The organism is Devosia sp. CN2-171, from assembly GCF_049354815.1.
Taxonomy (GTDB): Bacteria; Pseudomonadota; Alphaproteobacteria; order Rhizobiales; family Devosiaceae; genus Devosia_A.
Genome location: NZ_CP186479.1, coordinates 3602820 through 3615364, shown reverse-complemented (window position 1 = coordinate 3615364; position 12545 = coordinate 3602820). Strand labels below are relative to the sequence as shown.

11 protein-coding genes are annotated in these 12545 nt (G+C 63.9%); 6 read left to right on the top strand and 5 right to left on the bottom strand.

The features are described from left to right. Nucleotides 1-25 precede the first annotated feature (25 nt). Nucleotides 26-1033 (bottom strand): LacI family DNA-binding transcriptional regulator, encoded by a 1008-nt coding sequence (locus ACOYW5_RS17955; RefSeq protein WP_423066258.1) that lies wholly within the window; start codon nt 1031-1033, stop codon nt 26-28. 180 nt (nt 1034-1213) lie between these two features. Next, the gene (locus ACOYW5_RS17950) at nt 1214-1660 is read right to left on the bottom strand and encodes a VOC family protein (protein ID WP_423066257.1); all 447 of its coding nucleotides are present in this window, start codon (nt 1658-1660) and stop codon (nt 1214-1216) included. Nucleotides 1661-1873: 213 nt separating this feature from the next. On the opposite strand from ACOYW5_RS17950, the gene ACOYW5_RS17945 reads away from it, so the two are divergent. From ACOYW5_RS17945 to ACOYW5_RS17930, 4 genes are all read left to right on the top strand, one after another. After that, complete coding sequence (locus ACOYW5_RS17945) at nt 1874-2770, top strand: carbohydrate ABC transporter permease (protein ID WP_423066256.1); 897 nt, start codon at nt 1874-1876, stop codon at nt 2768-2770. Next, nucleotides 2767-3708, top strand: a complete 942-nt coding sequence (locus ACOYW5_RS17940; RefSeq protein WP_423066255.1) for a carbohydrate ABC transporter permease — start codon at nt 2767-2769, stop codon at nt 3706-3708. The genes ACOYW5_RS17945 and ACOYW5_RS17940 overlap by 4 nt, the downstream gene beginning before the upstream one ends. 2 nt (nt 3709-3710) lie before the next feature. Continuing rightward, nucleotides 3711-4808 carry an ABC transporter ATP-binding protein gene (locus ACOYW5_RS17935; protein ID WP_423066254.1) on the top strand — a complete coding sequence of 366 codons (1098 nt, stop codon included), beginning with the start codon at nt 3711-3713 and terminating at the stop codon, nt 4806-4808. Nucleotides 4809-4914: 106 nt separating this feature from the next. Continuing rightward, nucleotides 4915-6165 carry an ABC transporter substrate-binding protein gene (locus tag ACOYW5_RS17930; RefSeq protein WP_423066253.1) on the top strand — a complete coding sequence of 417 codons (1251 nt, stop codon included), beginning with the start codon at nt 4915-4917 and terminating at the stop codon, nt 6163-6165. A gap of 67 nt (nt 6166-6232) precedes the next feature. On the opposite strand, the gene dgoD is transcribed toward ACOYW5_RS17930, so the two are convergent. The 3 genes from dgoD to ACOYW5_RS17915 all read right to left on the bottom strand — a co-directional run bounded on the left by dgoD (nt 6233) and on the right by ACOYW5_RS17915 (nt 9403). Then, nucleotides 6233-7408, bottom strand: coding sequence for a galactonate dehydratase (gene dgoD, locus ACOYW5_RS17925; protein ID WP_423066252.1), 1176 nt, complete (start codon nt 7406-7408; stop codon nt 6233-6235). Between the two features lie 84 nt (nt 7409-7492). Then, nucleotides 7493-8647 (bottom strand): mandelate racemase/muconate lactonizing enzyme family protein, encoded by a 1155-nt coding sequence (locus ACOYW5_RS17920; RefSeq protein ID WP_423066251.1) that lies wholly within the window; start codon nt 8645-8647, stop codon nt 7493-7495. A gap of 54 nt (nt 8648-8701) precedes the next feature. After that, entirely contained in the window at nt 8702-9403 is a 702-nt protein-coding gene (locus ACOYW5_RS17915; protein ID WP_423066250.1) for a GntR family transcriptional regulator, read from the bottom strand. Nucleotides 9404-9608: 205 nt separating this feature from the next. Here ACOYW5_RS17915 and ACOYW5_RS17910 point away from each other — a divergent pair, with 205 nt between their 5' ends. Next, nucleotides 9609-11090 (top strand): ABC transporter substrate-binding protein, encoded by a 1482-nt coding sequence (locus tag ACOYW5_RS17910; protein WP_423066249.1) that lies wholly within the window; start codon nt 9609-9611, stop codon nt 11088-11090. A 247-nt stretch (nt 11091-11337) separates the two neighbouring features. Beyond that, nucleotides 11338-12363, top strand: a complete 1026-nt coding sequence (locus tag ACOYW5_RS17905) for a LacI family DNA-binding transcriptional regulator (protein ID WP_423066248.1) — start codon at nt 11338-11340, stop codon at nt 12361-12363. Nucleotides 12364-12545 lie beyond the last annotated feature (182 nt).

Here is a 12545-nt window from a genome sequence, read left to right as displayed (position 1 = left end):
GCTGCTTCCTTTTTCGTTCGTCGTGTCAGGTGCTGTCGCGAACGACGAGCTCCGGTTCGATGAGGGTGATGCGGGGTTCGGGCGGCTGGTCGCCGGCCGAAATCAAGCGAAGCAGGCGGTCGACGGCCAGGCGCGAGACGACGTCGACGGCATAGTTCATCGTCGACAGCGTCGGCTCGGCGAACTCGGCAAACTCGATATTGTCGTAGCCCATGATCGCCACGTCCTCAGGCACCCGTCGGCCGTTGCGATGGCACCAGCGCAGGGCCCCGAAGGCGAGCGAGTCGTTGTGGCAGAACACCGCCGTCGGCGGCCGGTCGATGCTCATCAGTTCATCGAACCCATAAAAACCGTGCGTGGCGTAGTGGCCGTTGGTCGCAACAACCAGCTCCGGATCGAATGGGATGCCGGCTTGCAGAAGGGCCTGCTGGTAGCCCTCGAACTTCTCGTTGTTGCCGCTGCCGGGCGTCGGGTTGAGCAGGCCGATCCGCTTGTGGCCGAGTTCGATCAGGTGGCGGATGGCGCGCTGGGCGCCGCTGCGGTCGTCAACGCTTACTGCATCAATGCCCGCATCGGGGCCGGCAATCAGCAGCACCACCGGGAACTGTCGGCTCAGCGCCTTGATATGATCGAGCTCGTGGTGCACCGCCGGGTAAATCAGGATGCCGTCGACGCGACGAGCGCGGAATGTCTCGAGCGCCCGCTTTTCCTCCGCCAGGGAATGGTTCGAGGTGGCGAACAGCGTGCCGTAGCCACGCTCGGCCAAAGCCAGTTCGACCTGCTGTGCCGTTTGGGTGAGCGTGGGGTTCATGATGTCGGTGAGCACCAGCCCGATGGTCTTGGTCTCGCGGCTTACGAGCGACCGCGCGACATGGTTGGGCTGGTAGTTGAGCTCATCGGCAGCACGACGGATCAGCTCGCGCGTCTCGGCCGGGATGCGCGGACTGGCGCGCAGCGCTAGCGACACGGTGTTCGCGGAGAACCCGGTCTTGAGGGCGATATCCTTGAGGCGGATCGTCGAGCGTACGCTCATCTGGGATTAATCCGGTTGCCGGGCAGCGCCCTGAGGTGCTGCCTGGAGCATTTCACCGTTTCGGTGAAATGGTGAAATGCTCCATGTTCTTGAGTTGTCGCGCTTTCGAACCGGAAAAGTCTGCAACTTTTCCTGAAAGCGCTTAGCTACGTGAACCCGGCAGGCTCCGCAACGCGGGGCTCAAGCCAGCGCCTTCTCGCCGCGCAGCCGGGCGATGGCCTTGAGCTGCAGCGAGTCGGCGGCCATTTCCATCAGTTCGATCCGGTTGCCGTCCGGATCCTCGATCCAGGCCTGCCAATTGCCATCGAGCGCGAGCTTCAGCGGCATCAGCAGCGGGATGCCGGCGGCCTCGATCTGCCGCACCAAGCCCTCGATGTCTTCGACCGCGAGGCACATGTGGTTCATGCCATTGGCGTTCCAGCCCGGGGCCCGATCGTTCTCGGCGCCGGGGAACACTTCGAGATACTGGTCGTCGGTGATGCGGAGATAGACCAGCCAGGTGCTGCCGTTGTCATGGTGAAGCCGCAGCATCTCGGGAAAGCCGAGCTTGTTGACGTAGAAGTCGAGCGACCTGTCGAGGTCCGTGACTTTGATGGCGACGTGCGCGAGACCCGCGATGCCCTTCATTCTTCTCCACCCTGTTTTCCCGCAGTTCGACCCACGGATATGAACGATAATACGTTCGGCTTAGCCTAGTTGGCTACAAAAGCCTGTCAATACCTCATGTTGAGGCTCGATTGACCGGCAGGGGTTGACCCATCGCACGATAACAGATTATCGATAATACGTTCGATGCGAGACCGGCCCGGCAAGTGGCAGGCGGCGTCGAGGGGAGGGAGCATGCCAATCCGCTGGAGCCGGACATCGCCTCAGCTGGCCCTGACGCCAGCCCTGCTGATCACAGCTGTCGCGTTCATCGGCGCGATCGGCTGGACGGTCTACATGAGCCTGACGCGTTCGCGCCGGTTTGCTGAATACGAGATCGACTGGAGCGAATGGGGCCGCCAATACGAGCGCCTGTTCAAGGACAATGGCTGGCAGATCTCGCTGCAGAACCTCGTCATCCTCGGTATCGGCTCGACCCTGGCCATCGCCTTCGGCTTTGTGCTCGCGGCGCTGATCGACCGCGAAAAGCGGGGCGAGGGCTTCTTCCGGACTGTGTTCCTCTATCCGCTCGCCGTGTCGCTGATCGTTACCGGCGTCGCCTGGCGCTGGATGTTCAACCCGAGTTTCGGCGTGCAGAAGTTCCTGCACTCGATCGGGCTCACCTTCATCGATTTCGACTGGCTGTCGCACGCCGACACGGCCATGTACGGCATTATCCTCGCCTATATCTGGCAGGGCTCGGGCTTCTACATGGCCCTGATGCTGGCAGGGCTCAAATCCATCAACAGTGAGATCTGGAGCGCCGCGCGCCTCGATGGCGTCAGCGTCTGGCGGCTCTATGTCGAGATCATCATCCCGATGATGAAGTTCACCTTCCTGACCTGCGCCATCCTGCTCTCGCTCGGTGTGGTGAAGGCCTATGACGTGGTCGTCGCCATGACCAATGGCGGACCGGGTCAGGCCACCTGGGTGCCCGGCTACTTCACCATCAACGCCTACTGGGCAAAGTCGAACCTCGGCTACGCCTCGGCCGCCGCCGTGATCATGCTGCTGATCACTGCCGCACTGTTTCTGCCTCTGGCCCTGCTCACGGTCCTCCGTGAACGCGCCCGGCAGGCGGCTGCACAATGACCATCGCCCTCGAACGCTCATCGCTCGAAAAGCCGGCCGCCTTGCCTGTCGTGGAGGAACGCGCGCCGCGTTTTCCGCGCCGAAAGAGGGGCATCACCGGGCGCTCGATCGCCATCATCGCGTTCCTCGCCATGTGCGCGCTGTTCTTCTGCGTGCCGCTCTACGTCATCGTGACGACGTCGTTCAAAACCATGGACCAGATCCGGCAGGGCGAGATCTTCTCGCTGCCGGCCCCCTTCACCCTCGATCCCTGGTGGAACGCCTGGAACAACGCGTGCTCCGGCATTCGCTGCGAAGGCCTCAAGATCGGGTTCTGGAACTCCGTCGCCATCCTGCTGCCGAGCCTGTTGCTTTCGATCAGCCTCTCGGCGGTCACCGGCTATGCGCTGGCGCTGTGGAAGGTGAAGTGGGCTGGAGCCTTCTTGTTCCTGCTATTCATCTGCGCCTTCGTGCCGTTCCAAATCATCATGATCCCGCTGATCATCATGACTTCGTGGGTGAAGGTCTACGGCACCGTCCTCGGCATCGCGGTAATCCACGCGGTCCTGGCCATGCCGATCCTGACGCTGATCTTCCACAACTACTACAAGGGCATTCCGTCCGAGATCATGAGCGCCGCGATGATGGACTCGGGGTCCTTCTGGCGCGTCTTTCTCGAGATCATTTTGCCGATGTCGGGCAACATCCTGATTGTTGTCCTCATCCTGCAGATCACCTCGATCTGGAACGACTTCCTGATCGGGCTGACCTTCGGCGGCCTGGGCACGCAGCCGATGAGTGTGGTGCTCGCCAACGTGGTGATCACCACCACCGGCGAGGCCGCCTACAACCAGAACATGGCGGCGGCCCTGCTCACGGCGATCCCACCGCTCTTCATCTATTTCGTCCTCGGCAAGTTCTTCGTGCAGGGCATCACGTCCGGCGCGGTCAAGGGGTAGGCATGCCACGCGTTCAGTTCGAAGACATCATCAAGAGCTACGGGCGCTTCACGGTGCTCAAGAATCTCGATCTTACGGTGGAGGACGGCGAGTTCCTGGTGCTGCTCGGCCCCTCGGGCTGCGGCAAGACCACGCTGCTGAACCTCCTCGCGGGCCTTCTCGACGTCTCGGCCGGGCGCATCACCATCGGCGAGCGCGACGTCACCGATCTTGATCCCAAGGATCGCGGGCTGGCGATGGTGTTCCAGTCCTATGCGCTCTATCCGACCAAAACGGTCGAGGGGAACCTGCGCTTCGGGCTATCGGCGCAGAAGCTCGACCGGGCCGAGGTCGACCGGCGCGTCGCCTGGGCGGCAAAGCTGTTGCAGATCGAACCGCTGCTGGCGCGGAAGCCGGCCCAGCTCTCGGGTGGGCAGCGGCAGCGCGTGGCGATCGGCCGGGCGCTGGTCAAGCAGGTGCCGGTGTTCCTGTTCGACGAGCCGCTCTCCAACCTCGATGCCAAGCTTCGCACCGAGATGCGGCTCGAGATCAAGAAATTGCACGACGAGCTCAAGTCGACCATCGTCTACGTCACGCACGACCAGATCGAGGCCATGACCATGGCCACCAAGATCGCGGTAATGGACGGCGGCGTCATCCAGCAGCTGGGCACGCCCGACGAGATCTACACAAGGCCGCAGAACCTGTTCGTCGCCGGCTTTATCGGCTCGCCCGCCATGAACCTGAGGCGCGGCACGGTGACCAAGAGCAACGGCAGCGTCCGTGCCACCGTCGATGGCCATGAGTTCGATCTCGGCGCCTATCCGTTCGAGACCGCGCCGACCGACGGTCAGCCCATCGTCGTGGGCCTCAGGCCGGAGCATTTCGGCGTTCCGGGCGAGGCGGTTCCGGACGCGGCGGGAAGCTTCGAACTGCCGGTCCAGTACACCGAGCGCACCGGCGCCGACGCCACGGGCTATCTCAGGCTCGGGGACGGTTTGCTGGCGGTCCGCATGGATCCCGAACGCTCGGGCGCCCTGAGGCAGGGCAACACGATCCGCGTCGCCTATCCCGGCTCACGGCTCAACGTCTTCGACGCCACCACGGGCCAGCGCCTTTGACGCGCTCGGTAAAAGACACTCCGGGAAGCATCTGACCACCGGAGCAGCAGGAGACTTCGTCAAAACGACTGCAACGCCCCGCAAAGGGGACAGAGGGAGAGAGAAGATGACCATTCGCAAGTTACTCGTGGGCGCCACCGCCGCCCTGATGCTGGGGATCGCGCCACTCGCCAGCACCGCCGCGGAGCTGATCGTCTACCACGGCTGGTCGACCAAATCGGAAGTCAACGCGCTCAACACGCTGCGCGCGGCGCTGGAGGCCAAGGGCCACAGCTGGAAGGATCTCGCCATCCCGCACAACTCGGGCGTCAACGTCTCGATCGTCAATCTCGTCACGGGTGGCGAGCCGCCGAACGCCTTCGTCAACTCCGACCCCGGCGTCTTTCGCGACCTCGCCGGCATGGGCCTCGAGCGCGACCTGACCGATTACTACAAAGAGATCGGCGCCTATGACGGCTTTTTCCCGATCATCCGCGATCTCTCCACCGTCGATGGCAAGATGGTGAAGGTGCCGCTCTTCATGCACATTGACGGCATGGTCTACTGGAACAAGTCCGTGGCCGAGAAGGCCGGCGTCGACCCGGCCAGCTGGACCAGCGTCGACCAGATGATCGGCGACTTCCAGAAGGTGAAGGATGCCGGCTTCGCCCCGGCCGCCGTCGGCTCGCAGGCCTTCCAGGTCGGTTACCTGTTCCACGCCATGCTGGCGGCGATCGGCGGTCCCGACATCTACAACCGCATGTACGCACCCGAGCCCGACCCGACGGTGTTCGATACGCCCGAGTTCAGGAAAGCCGTCGAAGTGGTCCGCACCTTCTCCAACGAAGCGGGCCCTGACGCCGAGAACCGGCCGTGGAACGAGACCACCAATACTGTGATCGCCGGACAGGCGCTGTTCCACATCATGGGCGACTGGATGAAGGGCGAGTGGCTCGCCGCCGGCAAGGTGCCGGGCGTCGATTTCGGCTGCGTCGTGATCCCGGGCTCGAAGGCGGTGTCGGTGACCTCCGACGCGATGGGCGTACTGGGCGGCCAGGCGGAAGACGTGGACAAGGCCGAGCTCGACCTCGTCGCTGCCTTCGTCGATCCGGTCGTCTCGGCCAAGGCGAACCAGCAGAAGGGTTCGACCTCACCACGGGCCGACGCGCCGACCGAATACCAGGACGCCTGCAACAAGGCGGCGATGGATGCGCTGAACGTTCCGAACGGCCAGGTGCCGAACCCTTTCAACGTCATCGACGCCGACTGGAACAACGCCATCTGGAACGTGATGTTCAACTACTGGTCCGACAAGTCGCAGACTGTCGACGACGTAATCGCAGCGCTCAAGGATGAGCGCGATGCCATCTTCGGCTAACCTCCCTGGGGCACGCCGGGCTTCGGCCCGGTGTGCCCTGCGTTTTCGGCGGCCGGTTGGCGGGCAGCTACCAGTTGGCGATCCGGCCGTCCGGCAGCACGGCTGTGAGGGCCGGAATGATTTCCTGCTGGAACGGGTAGCGTGCGGCGGCGACCTCGTCGATCTCGATGCCGAGGCCGGGCGCCTCCGGGACAGCCCAGGAACCGTCGACCAGCTGCAGCGGATAAACCGAGCAGATCTCCTCGAACCAGGGAACGATGCCGACGGCCTCTTCCTGGATGACGAAATTGGTGGTGGCGACATCGAACTGCAGCGCCACGGCCCCGGCAACGGGGCCCATGGGGTTGTGCGGGCAGACGCCCATGTGAGCCGCCTCGGCGATCGCCGCGATCTTGCGGCCGCCGCCGATCCCCATGCAGTGAGCGAGGTCGGGCTGGATATAGGCCACGGCCCGCGTCTCGGCCACTTCGGCAAACTCGCGTGGCGTGAACAGCCGCTCGCCCGTGGCCAGCGGACAGTCCACCCGGCGCGCGATGTCGGCCATCGCCGGCGTATCGCCGGGCTGGATCACTTCCTCGCAGAACAGCGGTTTGATCGGTTCGATCGCCTTGATGTAGGCGATCGCCGCATCGAGCGAATCCGGGCGGCCGTGGAAGTCGGTCATGACATCGACACCGTCGCCGACCCGCTCGCGTACCGCGGCGGCGAGCTTTTCCACATGCCTCACGGCCGGCAGAGGGGCGTCGTATCCGGTGTAGGGGACAAAGCCGAGCTTGATGGCATTGTACCCCATCTCGACCGTCTCCTGCACCGCATCGCAAAAGGCGCTGATGTCGGTATTGGAAACCCGTGCGCTCGAAGCGCCGCGCCGCAGGTGGGTGTAGACGCGGACCTTGTCGCGCACCTTGCCGCCCAGCAGTTGCCAGACGGGAACGCCGAGCGCCTTGCCCTTGATGTCCCACAGGGCGTGCTCGATGCCCGAGACGGCCGTGAGGCCGATCGAGCCGAGCGGCCAGAAGCTGAAGCGGGTCATGGCATTGACGATGTGCTCGATGTTCATCGGGTCCTGGCCGACGACAAAGGGCGCGAGATCATCGATGGCGCCCTTCACGGCGCGCGTTTTCCATTCGAGCGTCGCCTCGCCCCACCCCCACAGGCCGGGTTGGTCCGTGAGCACCTTCACGAAGATCCAGTTGCGGTGCACGGCGTTGACGACGACGGTTTCGATGCCGGTGATCTTCAAGACTTCCCCCTCGGTTTGTTCGAGGCAGGCGCCTCGCTTGTCGCTGCAGGCCCGGCGGGCGGTACCCGCCGGGCGAGGTGTGCGCTAGGCCAGTTCGAGCTGGTTGGCGGTGAGATAGTCCCGGTTCATCTCGATGCCGAGACCGGGGCTGCGCGACAGTTTCAGGCTGCCGCGGGAATTATCGAGCGGGGTGTGCATCAGCACATTGTAGATGCTGAGGTCCCAGCGCGAGGTCTCGAGCCGGTAGAAGTTGGGCACCGTCATCATCACATGCGCGCCGGCCAGCACATTGATCGGGCCGCCGGCATCGTGCGGCGAGATCGGCACATAATAGGCCTCGGCCAGCGTCGCGATCTTCTTGAGTTCGGTGATGCCGCCGGTCCATGTCACGTCCGGCATGATGTAGTCGGCGAGCTTGTTCTCGAGGATGGGCACGAAGTCCCACTTGGTATGGGCGCGTTCGCCGACCGAAATCGCGGCGCTGACCTTATCGCGCACCTGCTTCAGCGCCCCGTAGCTCTCGGGCGGCACCGGCTCCTCGAACCAGTCGATATTGCCGGCCTCCTCGAGCGACCGGCAGAGCCGGATGGCCGTCGGCACGTCGAAGCGTCCGTGCGCGTCGATCAGGATCTCGATCTCGGGACCGGCGGTTTCGCGGATCAGGGCGGTCAGCTCCGCGGCCTTGCGTTCGTCGCTTCTAGACATCATGCCGTCGAGATAGCCATCGCGCCGCTCGCGTTCCCGGTGACCCTGATAGGGGTAGGGATCGAACTTGAGCGCCACATGGCCGGAATCGACGATGGCGCGGATCTCGGCGACGACTCCTTCCTTGGTGGTGAACTTGCTCTGGTCGGGGTGCGTGTAGAGCGAAATCTCGTCGCGCACCGGACCGCCGAGCAGTTCGTAGATCGGCTTGTCGAGCACCTTGCCGCGAATATCCCACAACGCGATGTCGATGGCGCTGACGCATTCGCAGGCGGCGCCGCGGCTGCCCATGTAGGTGAAGCTGCGGAACAGCTTGTGCCACAGCCGCTCGATATGGCTCGGGTCTTCGCCGGCGATGACGGCCCCGACCTGCTTGAGGATGGCGCAGAGCGCCCGGTTGGCGATCTTGGTGGTCGAGGTGATCTCGCCCCAGCCCGAGATGCCTTCGTCCGTCGTCACTTCAACGAACAGGTACTCGCCCCAGTACGAACTGTCGGCCTTGACCAGCCACGGCGTTACGCCGGTTATCTTCATCGTCGCCTCCCAAATTGCTTGCGAGCGGCAGGCTCCTCCCGGTCGCTCAAATTCCTAGCTCGCGCGTGCCACCGAGGCCGCCCGCATCTGTTCGAGAATGTGCCGGCCGGAGCCCTCGACATGCGCCGCGACGAGCGCGGCGGCCTTGTCGGCCTCTCCCTCCTTGATCAGCTGGATCAGTTCGCGATGATCGCGCATCACTTGGGCGCGGCGCGCCAGCGTGAACTGGAACCGACGGGTCACGGCGCGCAGCACCTCGCGGTGCTTCCACCAGATCTCGGCGGCCAGCCGGTTGTAGTGACGCTCGTACATGAGCGTGTGAAAGCGGGTGTCGAGCTCGCTGTGGAGGATCAGGTCGGCAAAGTTGTTGGCCTCCATCGCCTCCTGCAGTCGCTCCAGCTCGGCGATGTCGTCGTCGGTCGCCATCCCGACGAACCAGCGGGTGAGCGCCGGCTCGGTGAGGACGCCTATCTCATAGATGTCGCGGACGAACTCCTGGTCGATCGGGCGAACGCGGGCACTCTTGTTGTGCACCATGATGACGAAGCCCTGCGCCCGCAGCAGCTGCAGCGCCTCGCGCACCGGGTTGCCCGAGTAGCCGTGGCGTTTGGCGAGCTCGCCGACAATCAGGCGGTCATTGGCCTCGAGTCGGCCCGAGATGATGTCGTCGCGGATCAGGTCGTAGACCGCCGCGCCCTCCTCGGAGACACCCGTCGGATCGATGCCGGCAGGTGGCCGCGCCTTGAACATGGTCATCCCAGGGCCCCTTCGCGTGGGGCCGCCAAAAGCATTCGACATCGCTCGATCAAGGGTTGGCGTCCAGATAATGTACGATCTGGATTGCTTATAACGAATTTTGGTCCGTATAGTAGGAAAAACCGACATGAAATCGCCAAGTCGGTCGAGATTGTCCACGACCATGCGCGAGGGGCGCCTGGCGGGGAAAAGAGGAGGAACGGAAATGTCTGGGTTAGGACTGGACCGCGCAATTGCGCGAGGGGTGATTGCGGCCGCTTTGGCCACATCGCTGCTGGCGTCGACCGCATTTGCTCAAAGCGTCGACGTATCTAAATGGTCGCCGGAATATGTGCGTTCGATTGCCGGCACGGAGACCTTCGACACGGTCGGGCACTGCAACTCGATCACGCCCACCGACTACAAGGGCAAGCTCACGTTCTGGTACCAGGGCATCTTCGAGGCTGACCCGCAGATCATGCGCGACAACTACCGCGACTTCTTCGCGGCGTTCCGCGCCACCTATCCCGGTATCGAGCTGGTCGAGCAGGGCATTACCTACAACGAGCTGCTCGACAAGTTCCGCACCGCGCTGCTCGGTAACTCCGCCCCGATGGCGATCCGCCTGCAGATCCTGGGCGGCACCGAGTTCGCGTCGAAAGGGTATCTCGAGGAGCTGAAGCCCGAGGACGTGGGCTACGCTGCCGCCGACTTCTGGCCCGGCGCGATGAAGGCGGTCACATGGGACGGCGTGACTTACGGGATCCCGACCAACAACGAGACCATGGCCTTCATCTGGAACGCGGACATCTTCGAGCGGGCCGGCCTCGACCCGAACAACCCGCCGGCCACCTGGGACGATGTCGTCACCTATTCCAAGCAGATCAAGGACAAGTTGGGCATCGCCGGCTATGGCCTCGTCGCCAAGCAGAACGCCGGCAACACACCATACCGCTTCATGCCGCAGCTCTGGGCCTATGGTGGCGGCGTGTTCGACGAGGCGGACCCTTCGCCGACCTATAGCGAGGTCAGGCTGGACAGTCCCGAAAGCAAGCGGGCGCTGCAGGCCTCCTACGACATGTATGTGCGCGACAAGTCGGTGCCGACCTCGGCCCTGACCAACACGCAGGGCGAGAACCAGGCGCCATTCATCTCCGGCCAGTTGGGCATGATGATCTCGCATCCATCCGAATATGCCCGCATGGTCGAGCTCGCCAGCCAGGCTACCGGATCGGACAAGGAAGTCGCCGACAAGGTGCTCGAGAACATGCGCTACGGCCTCATCCCGACGGGACCGGATGGCAAGCGCGCCGTGGTGTTCGGCGGCTCCAACATCCACATCGTGAAGTCCGAGTTTGTCGATGGCGGCAAGGTCGACGAGCCGGCGGCCAAGGCGCTGATCTGCATGTGGACCAGCCCCGAATGGTCGCTCAAGCTCGCCTGGGCCGGTTCTAATCCGGGCAACCTCGGCGGGTTCAAGACCGAGTGGATGAAGCAGCGCCTCGACAGCATCAAGTTCCTCGACATCACGACCTCGATGCTGACCAACGGCATTCCGTTCCCAGCATTGCCGGAGGCGCCGGAGATCATGAACATCATCATCCCCGACATGATGCAGAATGCATTGACCGGCACGATGACCGTGGATCAAGCGGCGGAAGACGCCGCCAACAAGGTCCGTACCCTGCACGGCGGCGGCGGTATCTGACCGCCCGAGACCCAAGAGGACCGGCGCGCTTTGGCGCCGCCGGTCCTCACTGATGGAGCCGAGACGCGCGTTGCACAGCGCGTCAGTGCGCACTCCCCCACCCTGTTGGCATCGTGCCATGCGGCGCCGGATCGGGGGCATTTGGCCTCGCCGGAGGCAGCTTGCCCGTTTCCCAATGTGTCCTTTACGCTTGCCTAGGCCTGCCCTTCCTGCCTAAGCAGGACTCTCGACTGCCGGGGGAGCACTCGTGGTTACGCTCAAGGAAATCGCCAAGGCTGTAGGTGTCTCGCCCGCGACGGTGTCGCGCGTGCTGAATTTCGACCAGACGCTTTCGGTCACCGCCAAGACCCGGCAGGCGATCATCGAAACCGCCGAGGCGATGAAGTACGAGACGCCCCGCGCCCGCAACCGCGCCTATCAGCAGGGGCTCAGCAAGGTCGCGCTGGTACACTATCTGCGGCCCGACCAAGAGCTGGTCGACCCCTACTACGTGGGGCTGCGCCTCGGCATCGAGACGCGCTGCCAGGCCCTCAAGATCGAGACGATCAAGGTCTATCACACCGACAGCCTGCCCGAGGCCTCGCTGCTGCGCAGCGCTTCGGGGATCATCGCCATCGGCCGGCACGACGACAACGAGATTGCCTGGCTCAGAAAGCACAACCGCAACCTGGTCTTCGCCGATTTCAGTCCGCCGACCGACGAGATCGATTCGGTCGAATCCGACCTGATGCTGGCGACGCGCAAGCTCCTGCAATCACTGTGGCAGGCCGGGCACCGGCGGATCGCCTTCGCCGGCTGGGTCGACGTCTACGACGGCGTCGCCGCCAAGCTGCCGGAGCGGCGCTGCCGGGCCTACATCGAGTGGGCGAAGGAAAAAGGCGTCTTCGAAGAGCATCTCTGCCTCACCGGCAGCAAGACCGAAGAGGGCGGCTACAAGCTCACCCGGCAGCTGCTGTCGGGCACCGACAGGCCGGATGCACTCGTCACCGCCAACGACAACATGGCCGTGGGCGCCTATCGCGCCGCCCATGAGATGGGGCTGCGCATCCCCGACGATATCGCGATCGCGAGTTTCAACGATATCTCTGTGGCGCAGTTCATGAACCCGCCGCTGACCACCGTGCACCTCGCCGCCGAGGAGATCGGCGAAAATGCCGTCGAGCTGCTGCTCGAGCGGATGAGCGGGCGGGAACTGCCCAAGCGCGTGACCCTCGCGACCAGTTTGCGCTGGCGCGGCAGCACGCGGCCCCTGCCCCCGGAATCCCCGAACTAAATATTTACTGAAAACTTGCGCAGCGTTCTCCGCGTCGCTAACAATGGCGTCGTGGCGAGCAAACTCGTCGCGATCTTGGAGGAGATCATCGCATCGTTCGACCCGGCTTCGGCCGGACGTCAGGCATAGCCAGCGCTATGCCGGGACCATTGCGACGTTCGCTTAGGTCGCAGCGTCTGGAG